At 43.4% G+C, this 21,500-nt stretch carries 19 protein-coding genes; 10 read left to right on the top strand and 9 right to left on the bottom strand.

Annotation, left to right across the window (positions count from 1 at the left end):
- Positions 1-157 precede the first annotated feature (157 nt).
- Complete coding sequence (locus ACQKCG_RS00410; RefSeq protein ID WP_101206415.1) at positions 158-673, bottom strand: hypothetical protein; 516 nt, start codon at positions 671-673, stop codon at positions 158-160.
- Between the two features lie 317 nt (positions 674-990).
- Here ACQKCG_RS00410 and ACQKCG_RS00405 point away from each other — a divergent pair, with 317 nt between their 5' ends.
- Positions 991-2,859: a single-stranded-DNA-specific exonuclease RecJ gene (locus ACQKCG_RS00405; protein ID WP_101206416.1), complete on the top strand. Its 1,869-nt coding sequence runs from the start codon at positions 991-993 to the stop codon at positions 2,857-2,859.
- Positions 2,860-3,111: 252 nt separating this feature from the next.
- Here ACQKCG_RS00405 and ACQKCG_RS00400 read toward each other — a convergent pair whose 3' ends face one another.
- The 6 genes from ACQKCG_RS00400 to ACQKCG_RS00375 all read right to left on the bottom strand — a co-directional run bounded on the left by ACQKCG_RS00400 (position 3,112) and on the right by ACQKCG_RS00375 (position 8,777).
- Positions 3,112-3,777 (bottom strand): trimeric intracellular cation channel family protein, encoded by a 666-nt coding sequence (locus ACQKCG_RS00400; RefSeq protein WP_057760888.1) that lies wholly within the window; start codon positions 3,775-3,777, stop codon positions 3,112-3,114.
- Between the two features lie 71 nt (positions 3,778-3,848).
- Positions 3,849-4,484: a trimeric intracellular cation channel family protein gene (locus ACQKCG_RS00395; RefSeq protein WP_101206417.1), complete on the bottom strand. Its 636-nt coding sequence runs from the start codon at positions 4,482-4,484 to the stop codon at positions 3,849-3,851.
- Positions 4,485-4,584: 100 nt separating this feature from the next.
- Positions 4,585-5,742: a multidrug resistance efflux transporter family protein gene (locus ACQKCG_RS00390; protein ID WP_101206418.1), complete on the bottom strand. Its 1,158-nt coding sequence runs from the start codon at positions 5,740-5,742 to the stop codon at positions 4,585-4,587.
- A gap of 75 nt (positions 5,743-5,817) precedes the next feature.
- Positions 5,818-6,549: a 7-carboxy-7-deazaguanine synthase QueE gene (gene queE / locus ACQKCG_RS00385; RefSeq protein ID WP_101206419.1), complete on the bottom strand. Its 732-nt coding sequence runs from the start codon at positions 6,547-6,549 to the stop codon at positions 5,818-5,820.
- A gap of 225 nt (positions 6,550-6,774) precedes the next feature.
- Positions 6,775-7,596 (bottom strand): 2,3,4,5-tetrahydropyridine-2,6-dicarboxylate N-succinyltransferase, encoded by an 822-nt coding sequence (gene dapD / locus ACQKCG_RS00380; RefSeq protein ID WP_057760881.1) that lies wholly within the window; start codon positions 7,594-7,596, stop codon positions 6,775-6,777.
- A 224-nt stretch (positions 7,597-7,820) separates the two neighbouring features.
- Positions 7,821-8,777, bottom strand: coding sequence for an alpha/beta fold hydrolase (locus tag ACQKCG_RS00375; protein WP_101206420.1), 957 nt, complete (start codon positions 8,775-8,777; stop codon positions 7,821-7,823).
- A gap of 359 nt (positions 8,778-9,136) precedes the next feature.
- On the opposite strand from ACQKCG_RS00375, the gene ACQKCG_RS00370 reads away from it, so the two are divergent.
- The 6 genes from ACQKCG_RS00370 (at position 9,137) to ACQKCG_RS00345 (ending at position 15,125) form a co-directional block, all read left to right on the top strand.
- Positions 9,137-10,327, top strand: coding sequence for an FAD-dependent oxidoreductase (locus ACQKCG_RS00370; RefSeq protein ID WP_101206421.1), 1,191 nt, complete (start codon positions 9,137-9,139; stop codon positions 10,325-10,327).
- A 250-nt stretch (positions 10,328-10,577) separates the two neighbouring features.
- A complete protein-coding gene (arsS, locus tag ACQKCG_RS00365) occupies positions 10,578-11,570 on the top strand; it encodes an arsenosugar biosynthesis radical SAM (seleno)protein ArsS (RefSeq protein ID WP_101206422.1) in 993 nt (330 codons plus the stop codon).
- A gap of 78 nt (positions 11,571-11,648) precedes the next feature.
- Positions 11,649-12,470, top strand: coding sequence for a DUF547 domain-containing protein (locus ACQKCG_RS00360; protein WP_101206423.1), 822 nt, complete (start codon positions 11,649-11,651; stop codon positions 12,468-12,470).
- Between the two features lie 45 nt (positions 12,471-12,515).
- Positions 12,516-13,220, top strand: a complete 705-nt coding sequence (locus tag ACQKCG_RS00355; protein WP_227543648.1) for a TIGR04283 family arsenosugar biosynthesis glycosyltransferase — start codon at positions 12,516-12,518, stop codon at positions 13,218-13,220.
- 84 nt (positions 13,221-13,304) lie between these two features.
- Entirely contained in the window at positions 13,305-13,973 is a 669-nt protein-coding gene (locus ACQKCG_RS00350; protein ID WP_101206425.1) for a TIGR04282 family arsenosugar biosynthesis glycosyltransferase, read from the top strand.
- Positions 13,974-14,081: 108 nt separating this feature from the next.
- Positions 14,082-15,125, top strand: coding sequence for a methyltransferase domain-containing protein (locus ACQKCG_RS00345; RefSeq protein WP_101206426.1), 1,044 nt, complete (start codon positions 14,082-14,084; stop codon positions 15,123-15,125).
- 161 nt (positions 15,126-15,286) lie between these two features.
- On the opposite strand, the gene mtnP is transcribed toward ACQKCG_RS00345, so the two are convergent.
- Positions 15,287-16,180 (bottom strand): S-methyl-5'-thioadenosine phosphorylase, encoded by an 894-nt coding sequence (mtnP, locus tag ACQKCG_RS00340; RefSeq protein WP_101206427.1) that lies wholly within the window; start codon positions 16,178-16,180, stop codon positions 15,287-15,289.
- Positions 16,181-16,647: 467 nt separating this feature from the next.
- On the opposite strand from mtnP, the gene ACQKCG_RS00335 reads away from it, so the two are divergent.
- Genes ACQKCG_RS00335 through ACQKCG_RS00325 form a run of 3 tightly spaced genes read left to right on the top strand, consistent with a single transcriptional unit; the run spans position 16,648 to position 20,210 of the window.
- Positions 16,648-17,655, top strand: a complete 1,008-nt coding sequence (locus ACQKCG_RS00335; RefSeq protein ID WP_101206428.1) for a TAXI family TRAP transporter solute-binding subunit — start codon at positions 16,648-16,650, stop codon at positions 17,653-17,655.
- On the top strand, positions 17,633-18,196 hold the full coding sequence (locus ACQKCG_RS00330; RefSeq protein WP_101206429.1) for a DUF1850 domain-containing protein: 564 nt from the start codon (positions 17,633-17,635) through the stop codon (positions 18,194-18,196). The genes ACQKCG_RS00335 and ACQKCG_RS00330 overlap by 23 nt, the downstream gene beginning before the upstream one ends.
- Before the next feature lie 10 nt (positions 18,197-18,206).
- Complete coding sequence (locus tag ACQKCG_RS00325; protein ID WP_057762540.1) at positions 18,207-20,210, top strand: TRAP transporter permease; 2,004 nt, start codon at positions 18,207-18,209, stop codon at positions 20,208-20,210.
- A gap of 154 nt (positions 20,211-20,364) precedes the next feature.
- Here the strand turns inward: ACQKCG_RS00325 and lipA are convergent, their stop codons facing one another.
- Positions 20,365-21,408, bottom strand: a complete 1,044-nt coding sequence (lipA, locus tag ACQKCG_RS00320) for a lipoyl synthase (RefSeq protein WP_057760861.1) — start codon at positions 21,406-21,408, stop codon at positions 20,365-20,367.
- Positions 21,409-21,500: the final 92 nt, after the last annotated feature.

Here is a 21,500-nt window from a genome sequence, read left to right as displayed (position 1 = left end):
AAATAAAGCTGTATTTTATCAGTAAAACCTAGCAATGACATCATTAACCACAGGCGCATTTTATTTTAGAACTCTATAACCTATATGTATTAACCACAAAAAAGCCAGCTAAGTAATCACTTAACTGGCTTGATATAGACTAAGCTATTCGGCTTATTTATACGTTTTTGCCGTGTTCTTTTTGCTGAATATCTTTCGCCAATTTATAGCATTCGTTGATATGGTCATTAGCGATTTTCTTAAAAATCGTATAGCCCATAGTCGCAGCAACCAATTGACCGCCAAGTGGGATAAACTTAGTCACTTGTTTGGCAGCGATACGACCACCGAAACCTTGAATGGTTTTCTTAACGATACCGCGTGTTGCCATGAGTCCAGCGAAATCTACAGTACGATCTTTTACTGCGCTCCAATGCACTTCGCGAGATTCCAAGTTAATGGCTGATTGACGGTCTTCAATGAGACCAAAACGCTCACTAATCTCTGGAATCAACTGCGTCAACATCCCCGCGTCAACTGCCACATCAAAAAATGGTACTGGCACAACTGCTACACCAGCAGAAACTCTAGCGCGTCTTTTTACCATTCCCTGACATTCTTTTTTAACCTTCTCAAGGTCTAGGTTAGGGTCGATCGTATTTGGAAGTTTTTCAGCAAGTGGCGTGGTTTTCATAAAGTGTCCTTATAAATAATTAAAATATAAATGATAAAAAGTTCAATGAACAACAAATTCTTCAGTTGCTTACTATTTTATGGATTTATGCGTGGCTTACAATCATTGCTTTGTAGCAAAATGAATGAAATTACTCATACTGTGCACCTTTTTTGTAAGTGATTAAACGAAGGCAGTTTACATGAGCTATAAAAATGGCAGTATCAATTATTGCTAATTTACAGGCATTATTCATCAGGTTGCACAATGCCTAATGATATACAAAGGTAGTATAAATTGTCATTGTGAGCCTCTGCTAAAGCCAGTAGAATACGCTCATGCTAAATTTAACCCCCCGTTATACCAGCACTCGCATCGACGAGTTGCCCGCCGCGCTGCAACCATTTGCCGCTCAATCATTCACGCTTGCCCGTCTGTATGCAGGGCGAGGTATCACTGCGCCTGATGAGCTGGAGACTAGCCTGTCAGGTCTATTGCCTGCTGAGGCCCTGCACGGTGTCACTGAAGCCGTGCGCTTATTAGATGTGGCCATTGATGAGCGTCAGCGCATCTTGATCGTTGGTGACTTTGACTGTGACGGTGCCACCAGTACAGCCTTAATGATGCGCGCGCTCACAAAGATGGGTGCGGTCGTTGATTTCCTAGTACCAGATCGTTTTAAGTACGGTTATGGCCTGACGCCAGAGATTGTCGAGTTAGGTATTGAGACTTTTCAGCCAGATATGATAGTGACGGTTGATAATGGTATCTCAAGTCACGAAGGGGTGGCACGCGCCCAAGCTGATGGTATTACGGTGATTATCACAGACCATCATCTCACGACCAAAGAGACGCCACCTGCGGAAGCGGTAGTCAATCCCAATCAGCTAGGTTGTGACTTTGCTAGTAAAGCACTGGTTGGAGTTGGAGTCGCGTTTTATGTGCTCGGACGCTTAGCAAAGCTACGCCGCGAAGCTGGCAAGTCTACGGTACAGGTGAGCCAATATTTAGATTTAGTCGCACTTGGGACGATTGCAGATGTTGGGGTACTGGATAAAAACAACCGTATCTTGGTACATCACGGTTTATCAGCTATTCGTCAAGGCCGCTGCTGTATGGGAATATTGGCATTGCTTGAGCAAGCGGGCCGTGATCCTAAGCAGCTTCATGCGCAGGATTTCGGTTTTGTATTAGGCCCACGTATCAATGCAGCTGGGCGTATGGATAATATGCGCATCGGTATCGAATGCTTATTAACTGAAGACTGGAGCACCGCACAACGTTTGGCACAAGAGCTTGAACAGCTGAATCGTACGCGTCGTCATGTAGAGGGCGAGATGCGTGCGCAAGCTGATAGTATCGTACAAGCACTGGTTAATAAAGATAATAACGACGATAGTACGAATGGTGATAGTGATGATAATGGCAGTAACGATGACACAATTACTCAAGCACTTGTTACTCAGAATGTGGCTACTCAAGCTGTCTCTACTGCTAAGGTCAACAATACAGGTGCTCGTAGTATTATTCTGTACCAAGATGACTGGCATCAAGGAGTCATTGGCATTGTCGCTGGTCGCTTAAAAGAAAGCCATTATTTACCCAGTATCGTTTTTGCACCAGCAGACACTGAACAAATAGATGAAGATAGTGCCATTAAAGGCTCTGCACGTTCTATCGCTGGCGTACATATTCGTGATGCGATTGAACAAGTTGCTGAGCGTCATCCTGACTTAATCAGTCACTTCGGTGGACATGCGATGGCAGCAGGTCTGACCCTCAAGCGTCGTAACTTTGAGGCATTTGTCACAGCTTTTAACGAAGTGATGGCTCAAATGGATGATGAGGTATTTGCAGAGCAAAAATTCACCGATGGACCTTTGCAAGCGAGTGACTTCAGTTTATGGTTTGCCGAGCATTTAGCCGATGCCAGTATTTGGGGTCATGGATTTGCACCGCCAATATTTGATGGCGTGTTTGAGGTTCTGAGCTTTAAGATTTTAAAAGATAAACATCTTAAGTTATCGCTGCGCTATCCAGACGTTCAATATCCGATAGAGGCCATTTGCTTTAACTTCGATAATGAGGCTTGGGATTATCGTGCTAAGCAAGTCCATTTATTATTTCAGCTAGACATCAACGAATGGAACGGCAAACAAAGCTTACAGTTGATGGTCAAGGATTTGGCTGTGGTAGAGCAAGGGTAAAGCGAAAATGTTAAATCGATAATACTAAAAGCCCTCAAATATGGGCGCGTTGGTATTATCAACTTTAATTTAGTCTAGGGCGTGTCTTCAATTCACCCGATAGTCATCTAAATGGGCTAAAAATGGTTAAATCTTGCCAAACAGCGTCAAATAGCTGGTTAATATCCCGATATTATCTGCGCTATTTTTCTTGTTTGACGGCAATTTATCTCATTTTTATCACCATTTTTGAAATGAAGACACGCCCTAGTATCAGTATTTCCACTCTAGTGTGGGGAACTGCCAATCGTAACGAATAGCAAGCATACGCAAAGTAAAAATCGTACTCATCGTAGAGATGTCAGCTACCCAATCTGTCACGCCTAAATTCTTTAGAGCAAAGTACAGCACGCCACCCGTCAACGCTGCCGTGATATAAATCTCTTGCTGTAGTACCAATGGAATCTCATTGCAAATCATATCGCGAATGATGCCACCAACCACGATAGTAATTACACCTAATAATAGCGCTACAGGCACATTGGCGCCCATACTGTCAGCGACTTTGATACCGATCAGTGTAAATGCTGACAGACCAATGGTGTCAGAAAGCTTGAGGAACTTATCCACTCGTCTAGAGTTTGGATGAAAAAATATCTGCATCGCTAGCGATGAAATCGTAATAAGGGTCAGATAGCTCATATCTACCATCCAAAATAACGGATGGCGATCGAGAATGACATCACGTACCGTGCCGCCGCCGATAGCAGTGACAATAGACACGAGAAGACAGCCGAAGACGTCGAAGTTTTTGTGCTTGGCAAGTATCGTGCCCGAAACGCTACAGGCGATAATGCCAATCATATCGAAGAAATATATCAAAGAGCGCGGGTCAAAAGTAGTGATCAGTACGGTAGGGTCCAATACGATAGCCAACATGGGCAGTTCTCACTATTTTCAATTATTGTCAGTCAAACAAAGGCTATCTCAGCAGAGTCTTGCTCAATCAATCAGTCTACGAGTCGAATAGAAGGCAGATGCCAGTCGAATCTGAGCGCGAGCATACGTACTGCAAAGATGACAAACAGCATAATAAATTCGTTGAGACTGGCGTCCACCCCAAAATACTGTAAGCATAAATAAGTCACAGACCCTGCGATACTGGCAGTAATATAAATCTCACGCTGTAGTACCAGCGGAATCTCATTACAAATGATATCACGTAACAAACCACCAATGATGGCGGTCCAAACACCCATCATAATAGCAATAAGGGGAGACATGTCTAGGGTTAAGGCCACCTTAAAACCAATGACACTAAAAGCGGCCAACCCAATGGCATCAAAGAGCTTTAACGCATTATCAATCTTATGATAAAGGTGAAAGAAGATTTGTAAGATAAGGGAGGTCACCGTGATAACGATCACGTAATTAAGATCAGTCATCCAAAATAGAGGGTGACGGTCGAGAGCCATATCGCGTAATGTCCCACCGCCGATGGCATTGACCATCGCTACCAAGATACAACCAGCGATATCGAAGCCTTTATGCTGCGCAAGCAAAGTCCCTGCAATCGCGCAGGCAACAATGCCAACCATGTCCAATAAATATAATAGAATATCAGGAAAAATCAAAGCATTGCCCATGGTTATATTGCCAAATCGAGATCATCAAAGTGATAGGTGTTTTTTAGGTGGCTATTCAATGCATAACTGTGACGAAATGGGCGTAGTGTTATAGTGCCATTTAGCCGTCTTTTGCAAATAATATCAGCCCTACCATAATAAGCCCTATACCGACCAGTCCCATCGCCGAAGGTATGGCGTTACCTAACAATAATATACCCCCAATCAAGGCAAAGATAACCTCACTGGCTTGGGTTGAGTCAACGCCTGCAACCTCGCTTGAAGTAACAGCTTGCTCGCGCGCATACAAAAATATAGTGGTCGCTGCCACGCCTGCTAATAGAGCAACGAGCAACGTATTGATTATTTGTGAGGCGTGGGGCTGGTCAGGGCGCACTATAATGCCCAAAAACAGCCAAAATGGCAAACACCCGAGAGTCATTAGCCACACTTTGTTAAAGGCATTTTGCAGTAGCGTGGTTTCGATAGAAGGAATACGAGCAATTAGATTTTGTAGGGATGAGGTTGCCGCAGTGTTGTTACTTTGAAGTACGCTATCGAGGTCGGTAGCATCATATGTCGTAGCTGGCAAATCATAAGCTTCGGATATGAGTGGTTCATTCTGCTCACTGATATCAATACTAATACTGATGCTAGCTTTTTGATCGTTAAACTCTGCTGCCTTCTGTAATTCAGTATTGCGCTGGCGGGCATTATGAGAAGCCTGCCAAACCAGCTGGTTACCAATTGGGTAGCTAAAAGCAGCGATAAGCGCAGGTAGCGCACCGTAGAGCAGCATGTCAGACATTGGGACGGTGTCGGTTATAGCAGCAGCATGCAGACCTTCACTGATATTGACGAGTGCCACACCGATAAAGACAATGACAGCATATACGATGAATTTTTTATCAAAACGTTGACCAAATGCCAATAGTACAAGTAAACTGGCGACGACGGTAAACATAAAGGTAGCCGCTACCACCCATCCCGCAACATGATCTGCGGCATAGCAAATACCGGTATAAAACAGTCCAAACCCGATACTGCCAGTAATGCACCAAAAGCCCCAATGCTGAAGAAAAATCCTCATTAGCGCTTTAATACGACCAAAGCCATGTTGTATCGCAATAATGACGGTAATAATTAACAGCATAAAGACATAGCGTAGACTCGCTGACCAAAACCAATGTCCACCTGCGCTACTCATAAGCTCATTTAAGATAAATGTCGAGCTAAAAAACGCACCTGCTAGCAAGCCCAATAAAATGAGTTTGATCATACCGCTACCTTATCCATGGCACTCAACGTGTTCACACTTTTTGTTTGTTACTTGCTGATAATTACTTGCTGATAGTTACTTGCCTTTGGCATCTGCCCAAATGATTTTGTGCAATTGCAGCTGAAAGCGAACTGGCAAGGCATCAGCCAACATCCATTCTGCTAGCTCGCGCGCCAATACAGGTACTTCAGGGCTGAGCTGTTCATCGACATCATTTGCGACATTAAACATCGGAGAGAACCATACCGTACCGACCAATTCGTTTAGCTTATACTCGGTCAATTTAGCTTTTGCCCAGTCGTAATCTGTACGATTCATAATGACAAACTTGATTTGGTCATGCTGAGTGAGATAGTCGAGGTTTGACCATAGATTCTTATCGACTTCACCTGAGCTTGGTGTTTTGAGATCCATTACCTTGCTGACTGCTGCTGGCACGTTTTCTACCGTGAGTGCGCCTGCGGTCTCAAGGGATATCTCATACCCATCGCTCAGCAAACGTTTCATCAATTCAATGGCATTTGGCTGTGCTAATGGCTCACCACCAGTCAGACAGATACGCTTGCACGGATAACCTTTGATGGTTTCTATGATGGTTTCTAATGATTGACGTTCGCCGCCAGTAAAAGCATATTCGGTATCACAATAGACGCAGCGCAGCGGACAGCCCGTTAGACGCACAAATATCGTCGGCAAGCCTGAAGTGATTGCCTCACCTTGTAAGGAATAAAAAATCTCAGTCAGACGTAATCCTGCTTCGGGGTCAGTAACAGGGATAGCGGCGGTGCGTAATGATGATTCACTCATAATATTTCAAATACAGTTAAAGGTCGATAAGGCGATGAAGCGCTTATCAATCGTAATAAAAAGGCAGGGGATGGTACGAATGATTTTGTGTTTGTATAAAGACAAACTAAAAGAGGATTATAACGTAACGCGTTATATTAAGCTGCAAAAAAGATGCTGGAGTCATCCCCCAGCATCTTCATATAAAACAATATTATGTACCAAATAATGGTACGTGCCAAATATTTAGGCTAGGCGTAATAGCTCGTTTACTGATGTTTTTGCACGAGTTTGCGCGTCAACTTTTTTCACGATGATGGCAGCGTACAAGCTGTGCGTGCCATCTTCTGACGGTAAGCTACCTGGTACAACAACAGAACCTGCTGGTACACGGCCACGATGAATCTCGCCAGTTTCGCGATCATAGATGCGCGTCGATTGACCGATATAGACACCCATAGAGATGACAGCGCCTTCTTCAACGATAACGCCTTCAACGATTTCAGAGCGTGCACCGATGAAGCAGTTGTCTTCGATGATAGTAGGGTTTGCTTGCAATGGCTCTAATACACCGCCGATGCCAACGCCACCTGATAAATGCACGTTTTTACCGATTTGAGCACATGAACCAACGGTCGCCCACGTATCAACCATCGCACCTTGATCGACATAGGCACCGATGTTGACGTATGACGGCATCAATACTGCGCCTGCTGCGATGAAAGAACCTCTACGTGCGACAGCTGGTGGTACAACGCGTACGCCTGCTTCTTTAAACTGCGCTTCGGTCCAGTTAGCAAATTTAGTTGGAACTTTGTCATAGAACTGTACGTGTTCGCCAGCGGCTTGGACGTAGTTGTCGTTTAGACGGAAAGACAATAGTACGGCTTTTTTGGCCCACTGATTGACAACCCATTCGCCATCTTTCTTTTCTGCTACGCGCAGGCTACCGTTATCTAGTTGCTCAAGTACTTGATTGATAGCATCACGCACGTCTTGTGGCATATTAGCTGGACTGTATTCGTTACGGTTTTCAAAAGCTTGTTCGATGGTTTGTTGTAATGACATAAAGGTTCCTAAAATGAATGAAAGGGAGGGTGATCTTAATGTTATGGTTAAAGACTTATATGACCCAGCCTAAAGAAAATTCAAGGTATGGCTTGGTCCAAAAACTTGCTTGCCGTATTGTCGCTAATTTGACCGCTTTTAGCAAACGCGTTGAGGGTCTTATTGTGACAATATTGAATGAGTTGTTTTCAGACATCCTCTCAAAACAACTCATTTATCATAATTTAATTGTCTGCCGTGTTGGTCTCTATCCACTCTAAAATATCTTGATAAACGGTCTGTTTATCCTTTTCGTGCAGCACTTCATGGCGCATATTAGGATACAGCTGAATATCGACATGACTGAAATGACGTTTGTCCAGACGCGTGACAACCCTACGTATACCGCGACCCATTTCACCAATCGGATCATCTTCACCGCTGATAAACAGCATTGGGAAGTTTTTGGCAATAGTGGTAGCCCAATTTTTATTTAATCCAGTATCCATGAGCGTGAACAATGTCATAAAGCCATTATTGGTAAAGTCAAAACCAGTCTTAGGATCGGCTTCATAGGCTTCAATGTTTGCGGTATTTTCACTGAGCCACGCAAACTGTGAGGACGAATTGCGATCAGATAGTTGGCTGTTAAGGACTTTATTCATCACCTTGGCAAAAATTGTATTCGGTTGTCTTGGAGCAACTCTGGCCAGTAGCTTGTTAATAGGTAATAAAACCTTAGCCAGTGGGTTGGCGTCTGCGGAACCCATTAGGATGGCACCTGTGAAATTATGCGCATGATGCTTGAGTACATTGCGTACGATAAATGAGCCCATCGAGTGACCCATCACAAAATGCGGGACGTCTGGATGACGGTCTTTTAGGCTATCGGCCATCACAATCACGTCTTTCAAAAGTGACTGTACCGGATGCTCCTCACCAAAAAACCCAAGATCGGCCTCAGTCTTGATCGTCTGTCCATGACCCAAATGATCGTAAGTCGCCACAGCAATACCATTATCTGCCAAAAACTGTGCAAAATCGCTATAGCGACCGCTGTGCTCTGCCATGCCATGCACAATCAATAAAGTCGCGCTAATCTCGACGTCTTTGCTACTTGGTTCAAAAAAATTATGATGCAAGTAGTGAATATTGTCAGAAGACAAAATGTGGTCGTTACTGGTATCGATATTGGTACTCATGTAATGTTCCTTGATTACTTATAATTTTCATTAACGTTTTTGACGATGTTGCTCAAGTAATGGGTCAAGCAGCGCAATTTATCATGCGGCTCTTATAATGTCCTATTGTACTGGGCGATGATAAATAATTTCACCTTATTTTATGATTTTAATTCAGGTGTACAAAATATCATTCTACTAATAACGGTTGACGCAGTGACTATCGCTGAATCCGTATAAGTCATTTACGCTCTTACTGTTTACCCGCAATAGACTGGTCTTATTTATATGATACTTTTAAATGAGTTTTTAAAGTCATTTATATCAATCAACATTCGATCAAACACTAATAGCAACTAACCGCCTTGATAAAATCATCTATGACAAAATTTTCATCGAAAAAGACACTACTATTGGCAGGCGCAGGTCATGCTCACATTGGCATGTTGCGCCGACTTGGCACAGCGCGTTTAAAGGACACCGATACGATAGAGGCAGACATTCATTTAATTAGTGAGCAACCGCAAACTATTTATTCTGGCATGTTACCTGGTTGGATGGCAGGACATTATCAATTGCATGATATCAGTATCGATATCAAATCGCTTTGTGTACGAGCAGGCGTGCGCTTTATTCAGCAGTCGCTTGTAAAAGTAAACGCAGCGTCAAACAAGGTGGTTACGACTGGCGATGAACAAACGGATTTTGACTACGATGTCTTGTCTTTAAATACTGGCGCAGATACAGACATGCGTTGGCTATGTAGCCACAATGACTACAACGAGCACAGAAGCGATAGTGACGATAACAATACTGGTGCTGCTAATACCGACGTAATTGTCATACGACCGTTATCAACATTCATCACACAATGGCAGCGGATTCTAAAAGATGCTCAACAGTCTGAAAGGTATCAATTGGCTATTATTGGGGCAGGCGCTGCGGCAATAGAATTGGTGATGGCCGCTCAAGTCGCGCTACGGAACATCAATCGTAATCATCAGGTGACATTAGTATGCGGTGAGAATCTATTGTCAGGGTTTAATTCAGGCTTTCGACAACGGGTCATTAAGCAGTTACATCGTCATGGCATTACGATAATTCGAGAACGAGCGACCGATTATCGTGACGGTAAATTATCGACCACCCATAAATCATTGCCCATAAATGCTGTCATCGCTGCGACTGGCGTCATAGGCTCGGCATGGACGGCTTCTACGGATTTGGAGATAGAAGGTGATGGGTTTGTCGCGGTAAACGATAAGCAACAGAGCGTCTCTCATTCTAATGTGTTTGCGGTTGGTGATGTGGCGACACGAATCGATAAATACGTGGCGCACTCGGGGGTTCACTCAGTGCATGGTGGTGCTATCGAAGCTGATAACTTATTGGCCTATCTGGGTGACAACGTAATGAAGAGTTATCAGCCAAAGTCGCGCACGCTATATCTGCTGTCTTGCGGTGACAAATATGCCATTGGTAGTTGGGGTAATGTAAACCTACAAGGTCGCTGGGTATGGCATCTCAAGAAATATATCGATAAGCGTTTTATCGAAGTTGATAAGAATTGACGAAGCTGATAAGAACTAACGAAGGTTAATGCTCATTTAGAATAAACCATAAAATCCATATGATTAGTTGTCAATGCTTATTGATAATCAGGTATGATTGATTAGATAAACCGTAAAGTGAGCAATCAGGTTTTACATTGTCAAACTTGAAAATAAACAGTAAAAGCAATGCGCTATCTGTGTTTTCTAATATTTAATGTTACGTTGCTATCCTTTTTTAGTTGTACTGCTAACAGGATTTTAGACCACCATGAAATCAACTATCGAGTTACTTGAGCATACTGATTTTCCAGCGATAAAACGACGTCAATTGACGATATTACAAGTCAATATGGGCTACTTATGCAATATGTCCTGCGTACATTGTCATGTGGCTGCAAGCCCTTATCGTACTGAAATGATGTCACGTGAGTTGGTTGAGCTGATACCAGAGGTATTGCAAGCACAAAACATCGATATGCTTGATTTGACCGGCGGTGCGCCTGAAATGCATGAGGATTTTAAGTATTTGGTTAAGGCTGTTCGGGCATTAGGTGTCAAAGTAATAGACCGCTGTAATCTGACTATCCTTATGGAAGAGGGTTATGAGGGTATGGCGCAGTTTCTAGCAGATAACCAAGTGGAAGTGGTGGCTTCTTTGCCTTGTTATTCCTTAGAAAATGTAGACAAACAGCGCGGTAAAGGCGCGTTTGACGACAGTATATTAGGATTACAGAAGCTCAATCAGTTAGGGTACGGCAAGCCTGATTCAAATTTAACATTAAACTTGGTTTACAACCCACAAGGCGCGACGCTGCCGCCCAATCAACAACAGCTTGAAGCAGACTATAAGCGTGAGTTAAAAGCGCACTTTGATATTGAGTTTAATCATTTATTTGCCCTAACCAATATGCCGATTCAGCGTTTTGGGGCGGTGCTGTTGGCAAAAAACCAGTTCCACCCGTATATGGATTTGCTCAAAGCTAATTATATGGCTGCCAATTTAGCCGAGGTCATGTGCCGTTCGACCATTAGTGTCAATTGGTTGGGTGAGCTGTTTGATTGTGATTTCAATCAGCAGTTAGAGATACTTGTCCCAAACAAGTCACGGCGACACCTAAGTGATTTGTTAACGCAAAACCCGTCTGGTGATGACATTGCCATTGCTGAGCACTGCTATGGCTGTACAGCAGGACAGGGCAGTAGTTGTGGCGGCGCGTTAGAAGAAGAGGCAGTAGAGCCAGTGCTAGCAGACACGCCTTAGCCGTTCTAATGTAAGTGCTTTTAATATAAGTACTTTTGGTATAGATAAAAAACAATCAGTATAAACGGAGTAAGCCTTATGTCAGTATCTAACTTTTCAGCGAAGACATTTTTCGCCCAACCAGTGATTGCTACGACTATTTTATTAGCAAGCGTGGCCGCTCATGCTGACTTTAACCATCAGAGCTGGGATAGCTTATTAAATAAGCATGTGACCATGACCAACGGTGGCAAAGCTTCAGTGGTCAATTATGCTGGTATGAAAGCAGATCAAAGTAAGCTGACAAGCTATCTGGAAGCGACAAGCAAGGTATCTCAATCAGAGTTCAATCGTTGGAGTAAAAATGAACAGTTAGCATTTTTAATCAACGTTTATAACGCTGGTACGGTAGATTTGGTATTAACGAAATATCCAAATGTTAAATCTATCAAAGATATCGGCGGACTGTTTGGGTCACCATGGAAGCAAGAGTTTGTTTCGCTACTTGGTAAGACGCGCTCACTTGATGATATTGAGCACAACCTGATTCGTGGTTCTAAACGTTACAACGATCCGCGCATTCACTTTGCGGTCAATTGTGCCAGTATTGGTTGCCCAGCACTGCAAGATGATGCCTTTACTGGCAAGCGTTTAGACAGTCAGTTAGAGCAGGCAACGTCTAAGTTTTTAGCAGACAGTAGCCGCAACAGTCTCAAAGGCGATACGCTTAAAGTATCACCAATTTTTAAATGGTATAAAGAGGATTTTGCAACCAACTGGCGTGGCACCAAAGATTTAGCAGGGTTTTTGGGTCGTTATAACTCGTCACTAGGATTGAGTAAAGCTCAGACAGCAGAGCTAAAACAAGGCAAGATAAAAATAAGCTATACCGACTACAACTGGAATTTGAACAAAAAATAAGCCAGTTTTTAATCTTACTCGCTGATTAACGTGACGGTATATCCATTGAAACTCTCCATCATCATTCCATTGTTAAATGAAGCGGACAACTTGCCTGAGCTTATCGCTCATATTGCCAGTCTCGATCCGGCACCGCAGCAAGTGATATTGGTCGATGGTGGTTCAGTGGATGGTTCGGTTGCTATCGCCAAAAGTGTGCTCAAAAGTACAGAGATTGCTCAATCAATCATTGATTGGCATATTATCGAATCTACGGTAGGGCGTGCACAGCAAATGAATGCGGGCGCTATGTTAGCAACAGGTGATGTGTTGCTATTTTTACATGCCGATACCGAGCTGCCAGCTGATGCGATAGATAACGTTCAGCAGGCAATAGCTCAGTATGACTGGGGACGATTTGATGTGCGCTTAGACAGCTGTGAGCCATTGTTAAAAATCGTCGGGTTCGTGATAAATAAGCGCTCACGCTTAATGAGTATCGCCACTGGCGATCAAGCAATTTTTATCAAAAAATCCATATTCGAGCAGATTGGTGGCTATCCTGATCAGCCATTGATGGAAGATATTGAGCTCTGTAAACGTCTAAAGAAGTTTGCTCGACCAGCTTGTCTAAAAAGTAAAGTCATAACATCCGCGCGGCGTTGGCAGCAATATGGTACATGGCGGACGATTTTTTTGATGTGGCAGTTGCGCTTTGATTATTGGCGCGGCGTATCGCCTAATGTTTTAAAGCAACGTTATTATAAGTAGTGAGATTGTTTGATTTATAAATATGATAGACAAAAGAAGAAAGAGCTCGTCCTTGTACATTTGACCAATTGAGAGACCGTTATAGTGACAGCTGATTTATCTGCAAGACAGCAAGATACCTGCATCATTCTTTTTGCAAAATATCCAGCGCGCAATAAGGCAAAAACCCGTTTGCAGCCAGCGCTAGGGGTAGATGGCGCTGCACGTATGGCAAGGCAACTCTTACTGCATAGTATTGAGCAGGCCGTTGATACGGGCTTTGCTGTCGAGCTATGTGTGAGTCCAGCACCAACAGATCCATGTTGGCAGGCGCTTGATTTGCCTGACTCGTTGCGCTGGTCTGCGCAGGCCGAAGGGGATTTGGGTTTGCGTATGTTGATAGCCAGTCAGCGCGCATTGCAACATTTTGACAAGGTTGTGTTAATTGGTACGGACTGTCCTAGTCTTACGACAGCACGTATTCAGACATCGGTACAGCAGCTAAATCAACACGATGCGGTTATGATTCCAGCAACTGATGGTGGGTATGTGTTGTTAGGATTTAAACAAGTTAATGACAGCATGTTTTCGGACATTGTTTGGAGTACGGCTAGTGTAGCCGCTGTCACCAAGCAGCGCATGGCGGCATTAGACTGGACACTTGCACTATTTGACCCTTTGCACGATATTGATGAGCCTAAAGATCTAGTACATTTGCCGTCAGGCTGGCTAGATTCTTACATCAATATTAATATCAAAGTGGATAACTACTGATAACCGATAAGTGACAACTAGGTTGATAAACTCACTAATGTAGTTGCATATTCTAAGATGATTCACTAAGAATTTTAACTGGATGGCACATTCAATAAGGATATTGTTATGCATGACGTCGTGCAAAATTACTATGGAAAAGAGTTACAGAGTACCAATGATCTAAAGACCTCGGCTTGTTGTGATATTAGCAATATGCCTGAGTGGCTCAAGCCCTTACTCGCAAATATTCACGATGAAGTATTGAATCGATATTACGGCTGTGGTCTGGTGTGTCCAGCACTGCTCGAAGGCTGCCGAATTTTAGATTTGGGCAGTGGCTCAGGCCGAGATGTCTACGCATTGGCGCAACTGGTTGGTGAGAGTGGCCACGTAGTCGGTGTTGATATGACCGATGAGCAGCTAGCCGTTGCCAGACAGCATCAAGCCTATCATGTTGATAAGTTTGGCTATGATAATGTGACATTTTTGCACGGCTATATCGAGAAACTAGATGAACTAGAACTTGAGGCTAATAGCTTTGATATTATCGTCTCCAATTGCGTTATCAATCTATCACCAGATAAAGCCGCGGTTATGGCCAGTGTACAGCGTTTGCTGAAACCTGGTGGGGAGTTTTATTTTTCTGACGTCTATGCCGACCGCCGTATCCCGCGACACTTAATCGATGACCCAGTCTTATATGGTGAGTGTTTAAGCGGTGCATTGTATTGGAATGATTTCAACCGTTTGTCACGAGATGCAGGATTCTTAGACGTACGTTTGGTTGAAGATCGCCCACTTGAGATTACAGATCCTGCTTTAGCAGCCAAAATTGGTGATATTCAATTTTTCTCTGCGACTTATCGCTTATTTAAAATCGACTCGCTTGAGGATGCTTGCGAAGATCATGGACAAGCGGTGATATACAAAGGAACTATCGAGCAGTCACCGCATCGGTTTGATTTAGATAAACATCATGCTATCGAAGCTGGTCGGGTATTTCCAGTATGTGGCAATACGTTTCGAATGCTGAAAGAGTCGCGCTTTGCGCCGCACTTTGAGTTTATCGGTGATGACAGTCGTCACTACGGTATTTTTGCAGGTTGCGGTGAATTAATGCCATTTAATCAACCTATGATGCTGGCATCTGGTGCAGGTGGTTGTTGCTAACATTAAAGTGGTGTATTTAGCATAAATTTAAATATATATGCTTAATTATGAAAAAGGCCATTATTTTAGATAATGGCCTTTTTTGATTCAATGGGAAACAGCTTGATTAAAATTGAACCGATTAGCAGTAATTAGTTTAAAATGGAAAAGACGCATTACAATCATGTTAGTAAGGCGGCCAGTCTGATCTTGGTATGTTCGTCCATCGCATCTATAGGTGTGACTAATGCTTGTGCGATAGCATTGTGAGCGATTGACTCAGGTAATTCGGCAGCAATTAAAGTCACTGCTTCTCGTATCACTTTTTGAGCATTGTCCGCATTTTTCATTAGGTTCTGTATAGCATAGTCGGCACTAACGGCTTCTTCCGTCGGATGCCAGCAGTCGAAGTCTGTCACCAGAGCTAACGTGGCATAAGCAATACTGGCTTCACGTGCCAATTTGGCTTCTGGCATATTGGTCATGCCAATGATATCTGCCTCCATCTGACGATACCATTCTGACTCTGCCCGAGTTGAGAACTGAGGGCCTTCGATGCAGACATAAGTTGCTTTAGAATGACTGCTAGCTTCTGCAATATCTGCTTGGTCATAAGCGCGCGTCAAGATGTCTGCTAGGGCAGGACAAAGCGGGTCAGCCATCGACACATGAGCGACGGCACCTTCACCAAAAAAGGTACTCACTCGCTGCTTGGTCATATCGATCATTTGATCAGGCACGACCATATCTAGTGGCTTAAGATGCGCTTGCAATGAGCCAACTGCTGATACGGATACGATATAGCGTACCCCAAGCGTTTTTAGCGCATAGATATTGGCACGATAAGGCACTTCGGACGGGGTCAGTCTGTGGCCCTGACCATGCCGTGTTAGAAATGCGACGGTCACTCCCTCAAGCTCACCTAAGACAATATCATCAGATGGACTACCATAAGGCGTCTGTATCGTTATACTGCGTTTGTTGGTCAGTGATGACATTTGGTAGAGACCGCTGCCACCGATGATAGCAATATCAGCAGATAACGTTGCCAGTACTTCCGTGTGGGGTATTGTCATAAGGACTATCCGAATGGGTTAATAAAAGAGAGACACAGGCTAGTGCCATGTAATATCCTGAACCAAAAAATAGCTCAGATAAAATATAGCAGAACTTTTGCCCTTATAGTTATAAATCGAGAATTCTCATTAATTTGCTATATCTAAAAATTCCTAAGAAATAATGCGATATGGCGATATTTGCTAGATATCGATAAAGGTTTACAATAGCGACAATTTTTGTTTTAATATTTATTAAATGAAACTTTGTTTCGCATAGCAAAACATACATATATATTAGTACAATTGATGAATGACCTATATTTTCTCTAATAGCTTTAAATATAAGGTATTGAAAGAAAAATAGAAAGTAAGCTAAGGTTTATTTATTGACAGAATTGCTATATTATTACTCGTCTGTAACGTATTTATGTATAAATACGGATATTGTTAAACGTATAAAACCGATTACTTCAAGGATGAATTCAATGCTTAATTCTTTAAAATCCCCATTACTTTTGTCAGCTATGTTGAGTGCTGCGTTAGGTCTAACTGCATGCTCATCTCCAAGCTCAGAGGGCAGTGATACTGCATCTGCAGATAGCGCGGCAACAGATAAGCTTGATACTAAGTTTTTGACCATCGCTACTGGCGGTGCGTCTGGCCCTTATAACATCATTGGTACTTCATTGTCTGAAGTCTATGTCAAAACCTTTGGCGTAAACTCAAAAACTCAAACCACTGGCGCATCAGTTGAAAACGTCAATCTACTGACCCAAGGCAAGGTCGACATGGTCTTGGCACTGAGTGACGTGGTTACGGATGCTGTCGAAGGTAAAAACAACTTTGAGCAGCCAATCACTAACATTCAGCAGATTGCTGTTTTGTACCCTAATGTGGTGCAAATCGTGACTTCGAAAAAATCTGGTATCAAAAATATTGAAGACTTACGAGGCAAGCGTATTGCGGTAGGCGATCAAGGATCTGGTACAGAAGTCAATGCTCGTACTTTACTGGAAGGGTTTGGTATCACGTATGATGATGTCACCGTTGATTATCTAGGCTTTGCTGAAGCTGCTGATGGTATGAAAGCAGGTAAGATCGAAGCGGCATTCTTTAGTAGTGGGCTACCAAACTCATCTTTGATGGAGTTAGAGCAAGGTTTAGATTTACAGATTGTCACTATCAACCAAGACAAGCTAAAAGAAATCATCGCGACCAAGCCTTACTTCAAAACCTTTGAGATTCCTGCTGGCACGTATGGCAATGAAACAGCCGTACCAACTGCCGCAATCATGAATGCATTATTGGTTAGCTCTGATCTATCTGAAGCGGATGGTTATAAACTAACCAAAGCATTGTTTGATAATTTAGATGGTCTAAAAACAGCTCACCAAGCGGCCAATGATATCAGTTTAGAAACCGCTCGTGATGGCATGGTAGCCCCAATCCATCCTGGAGCTAAAAAGTACTATGACGAACAAGCAGCCAAGTAATTCATTATGGTTATCAACTGGCGCGGCATTTATTGCAGCGCTGGTTTTTTTTACGCTATGGTTAGGCTTTACGCTTCAGTCTGTCGTTGAAGTGCGAGTCGCAGGCGTAGACGGTGCTGATGATAAGGTTTGTTACTTCACTGAGCCTGACTTTCAGCTACGTTGGATACATTCTGTAGAAAAACAGTGGTGGGAAGAGCAGTATCAACGCATAGACGGCAGCAGTACAGAAGGTGCGGAGCTGTTATTGACCACGACCTATTTTGAAGCGTTCGGTGCGGGGACACCCTCCACCGAAATGCTCGCTCCTATACAAAAGCCTGGCTATCTGGGTTATCAAATCAACGAAAAACTGCCTCGCCTTAATTGGGTCGTATCTAGACTGACCAAAGGGGAAATGGATTATGGTGGTCATCGTGTCTTGATTCACCAGTGGGTGCCAGACTATTCTGAAGTGGTGATCATGCCTAAGACGTATGATTTAATTGATAGATTTAAAAAGGACTTTTGTCATGAACTCCCAAGTGACGGATCAAGGTAGTGTGACTACCATGCCAGATGCTCAAGTTGATAACGATGCTGAGGCGGATGCGGTCAACCGAGCAGTATTGGAAAAATATGACCGAGAGTCAATCACGCGTCATATCACTCAAGGACCAGTGAAGTATTTTATCGCTGGCATTTGTATACTCTATTCACTGTTTCATTTATACATCACTTTTAATCCAATGCCAGCATTGTTACAGCGCTCTGTGCACGTGGGTGTTGGTTTTGCATTGATATTCCTAATTTTTCCAGCCAGCAAAAAAAGCAGTCGCAAACGAGTGGCATGGTATGACTGGATTTGGTTTGCCCTGTCTCTATCCGGTATGGGTTATCTCATCTATGAATATCAAGATATCGTGACCTCGCGTGGCGGCATGGCCAATCAGGTCGATGTGATATTTTCCTTGATTACGGTAGTCTGCGTACTAGAAGGCAGCCGCCGTATCACTGGTTGGATTTTGCCAATCTTGGCAGGCATATTTTTGGCCTATCCATTTGTTAGCCATTTAGACTTTATGCCCGATAGGCTACTGACTCGTCCTTATGATATGGGTGATATCTTTGGTCAATTATTCTTAAAAACAGAAGGTTTGTACTCTGTTGCGATTGGTGCATCGGTCACCTTTATCTTCTTATTCATTCTCTTCGGTGCATTCTTAGCCCGTTCGGGAATGGGGCAGTTGTTTAATGATTTGGCATTGGCCATCGCTGGTCATAAAAAGGGCGGACCTGCAAAAGTAGCAGTCATCTCTAGTGGTTTTATGGGTAGTATCAATGGCTCAGCTTTATCGAATGTGGTTAGTACAGGTGCCTTTACCATTCCGTTGATGAAAAAGGTCGGCTATCATAAAGATTTCGCAGGTGCAGTTGAGGCCAGTGCTTCGGTTGGTGGACAGATCTTGCCACCGATTATGGGTGCCAGTGCCTTTATTATGGCTGAGACAACAGGCTTGCCGTATAGCACGATTGCCTTAGCAGCATTATTACCAGCGATATTGTACTATTTAGGCGTCATCGCGCAGGTGCATTTCCGCGCTGGACGTCGTGATCTAAAAGGTATTGCTAAAGAAAATCTACCAGCGGTAAAAGAAGTATTAAAAGCCCGCGGTCATATGCTATTGCCGATTGTCTTCTTGATTTTCTTATTAATCAGAAACGTACCTGTAGGATATGCAGCAGCTTATACCATTGGTTTTACTGTTGTTATCAGTATGCTACGTGCCGAAACGCGCATGAGTTTTTCTGATATTTTAGGTGCATTAGAAGATGGTGCGCGCCAGTCGCTAGCGGTTATGGCTGCTTGTGCGGTCGTTGGTATTATCATTGGGGTGGTGAGTCTGACCAGCTTTGGTACGGTGATGACGTCATCTATCGTCACGCTAGGAGCAGGATCGCTATTCTTTACCCTTATCTTAACGATGTTGGCATCAATGGTTTTAGGCATGGGATTACCATCTATTCCTGCCTATATCATTACGGCGACCATGGCTGCGCCAGCATTGGCCGGTTTTGATATTCCAATTTTGTCAGCGCACATGTTTGTTTTCTATTTTGGTATCTTTGCCAATATTACACCGCCTGTGTGTCTTGCAGCCTTTGCGGGTGCAGGTATATCCGGTGGAGATCCAATGAAAACAGGGTTCTTATCTCTCAAACTTGCCCTCGCGGGATTCATCGTGCCGTTCATGTTTATCTATAATCCAACGATGTTGATGATAGATCCAACTGGCCTAGCAGTTACGGCAAAAGATTTCCCGCTGCCACCTATTGTAGATATCATTACAGTGGTAGTGACTTCGGTAACGGGTGTTATTGCGCTGAGCTCGGCACTTGAAGGCTACTTTAGAGGCGGTATGAATACGGTGACTCGTGTCATTTTAGCTATTGGTGCTTTGCTATTGATTTATCCTGAGATTACGACTGGTATCGCAGGTGGTGTGATCGTCCTTGGTATTGCTGCATTCAATATAAAAACAGCTGGAAAGCCGACGCCAACTTTAACCGTGTAAAGCGTTAGGTTTAATCATTCTTAAATCTAACAAAGCTCAAAAAAAGGGTGAATAACAAATTTGTTATTCACCCTTTTTAATATTCTCGAGATGTCGTAATAACTGTCTTAGCTACTGTTCTTCACAATTACTTTCACATCACTTTATTACTAAATTAGCAGCCAAGTTTGCCTTCAGCTTCTAATGCTTTTTTGCTACGGATAGGTGCTGGGCAATCTTCGCCATAGTATTGACGATCTGCAAAGTAGCTTGAGCGTACCATTGGACCTGCCCAAATGCTAAAGAAGCCAATCTTTTTACCGTAGTCCATATAGCGTTGGAACTCGTCTGGATGGACATAACGATCGACAGGCGCATGGTTTTTACTAGGCTGTAGATACTGACCAATCGTGATCATATCCACGTCATGAGCTTTTAGATCATCGAGTAGCGCATAGATCTCTTCTTCTGTCTCACCAAGACCAACCATAAAGCCGCACTTGGTGGCGATATCAGGACGACGCTCTTTATAAATCTTAAGCAAATCTAGCGAATGCTGATAATCAGAACCCGGACGGAAAGCTTTGTATAGACGTGGCACCGTTTCGATATTGTGGTTAAACACATCTGGTGCAGTCTCTGTCAATAAATCCAATGCGATATCCATACGGCCACGGAAATCTGGTACTAGGATTTCAATCAAGCAGTTTGGGCTAAGTGCTCTTGACTCGTTTAGCACTTCCACAAAATGTCCCGCACCGCCGTCTTTTAGATCATCGCGATCGACAGAGGTGATTACGGCATATTTAAGCTGTAGACCTTGAATGGTCTCAGCAGTATGACGCGGCTCATCCTTGTCTAGCTCATTAGGGCGACCATGGCCTACATCACAGAACGGGCAGCGACGCGTACAGATATCACCCATAATCATAAAGGTGGCTGTACCATCAGCGAAGCACTGTGGCAGGTTAGGGCAGGCCGCTTCTTCACAAACGGTATAAAGCTTTTGCTCACGCAAGGTTGCTTTGATACGAGCGACTTCAGCAGGCGAGGACATTTTTACCCGAATCCAATCAGGCTTTTTCTTTGCCTCGACAGTCGGGATCACCTTAATTGGGATACGGGCAACTTTGTCATAGCCACGTAGCTTTTCACCTTGGATGGCTTTTTTTGGTTTGGCCTTAGCAGCAGGTACATGTGTTTGTACGGCAGTTGTCATAATGGAGTTATCTCTTAACCCTTTATATTATAAGGGTTTATGGAATTATCAGAATGTTTTATGAGTGCAGACATTATAGCAGAAATTTGGTC

It is taken from the genome of Psychrobacter sp. NPDC078929, assembly GCF_050267985.1.
Taxonomy (GTDB): Bacteria; Pseudomonadota; Gammaproteobacteria; order Pseudomonadales; family Moraxellaceae; genus Psychrobacter.
This window is presented reverse-complemented; position numbering and strand designations above follow the sequence as displayed.

Excerpts from the sequence above, each read along its gene's own strand:
- ACQKCG_RS00390 (WP_101206418.1), bottom strand. The coding sequence starts at position 5,742 with ATGATCAAACTCATTTTATTGGGCTTGCTAGCAGGTGCGTTTTTTAGC.
- arsS (WP_101206422.1), top strand. The coding sequence starts at position 10,578 with ATGAAATCAACTATCGAGTTACTTGAGCATACTGATTTTCCAGCGATA.
- dapD (WP_057760881.1), bottom strand. The coding sequence starts at position 7,596 with ATGTCATTACAACAAACCATCGAACAAGCTTTTGAAAACCGTAACGAA.
- ACQKCG_RS00405 (WP_101206416.1), top strand. The coding sequence starts at position 991 with ATGCTAAATTTAACCCCCCGTTATACCAGCACTCGCATCGACGAGTTG.
- ACQKCG_RS00345 (WP_101206426.1), top strand. The coding sequence starts at position 14,082 with ATGCATGACGTCGTGCAAAATTACTATGGAAAAGAGTTACAGAGTACC.
- ACQKCG_RS00395 (WP_101206417.1), bottom strand. The coding sequence starts at position 4,484 with ATGGGCAATGCTTTGATTTTTCCTGATATTCTATTATATTTATTGGAC.
- ACQKCG_RS00330 (WP_101206429.1), top strand. The coding sequence starts at position 17,633 with ATGACGAACAAGCAGCCAAGTAATTCATTATGGTTATCAACTGGCGCG.
- ACQKCG_RS00335 (WP_101206428.1), top strand. The coding sequence starts at position 16,648 with ATGCTTAATTCTTTAAAATCCCCATTACTTTTGTCAGCTATGTTGAGT.
- ACQKCG_RS00400 (WP_057760888.1), bottom strand. The coding sequence starts at position 3,777 with ATGTTGGCTATCGTATTGGACCCTACCGTACTGATCACTACTTTTGAC.
- mtnP (WP_101206427.1), bottom strand. The coding sequence starts at position 16,180 with ATGACAATACCCCACACGGAAGTACTGGCAACGTTATCTGCTGATATT.
- queE (WP_101206419.1), bottom strand. The coding sequence starts at position 6,549 with ATGAGTGAATCATCATTACGCACCGCCGCTATCCCTGTTACTGACCCC.
- ACQKCG_RS00375 (WP_101206420.1), bottom strand. The coding sequence starts at position 8,777 with ATGAGTACCAATATCGATACCAGTAACGACCACATTTTGTCTTCTGAC.
- ACQKCG_RS00325 (WP_057762540.1), top strand. The coding sequence starts at position 18,207 with ATGCCAGATGCTCAAGTTGATAACGATGCTGAGGCGGATGCGGTCAAC.
- lipA (WP_057760861.1), bottom strand. The coding sequence starts at position 21,408 with ATGACAACTGCCGTACAAACACATGTACCTGCTGCTAAGGCCAAACCA.
- ACQKCG_RS00360 (WP_101206423.1), top strand. The coding sequence starts at position 11,649 with ATGTCAGTATCTAACTTTTCAGCGAAGACATTTTTCGCCCAACCAGTG.
- ACQKCG_RS00410 (WP_101206415.1), bottom strand. The coding sequence starts at position 673 with ATGAAAACCACGCCACTTGCTGAAAAACTTCCAAATACGATCGACCCT.
- ACQKCG_RS00370 (WP_101206421.1), top strand. The coding sequence starts at position 9,137 with ATGACAAAATTTTCATCGAAAAAGACACTACTATTGGCAGGCGCAGGT.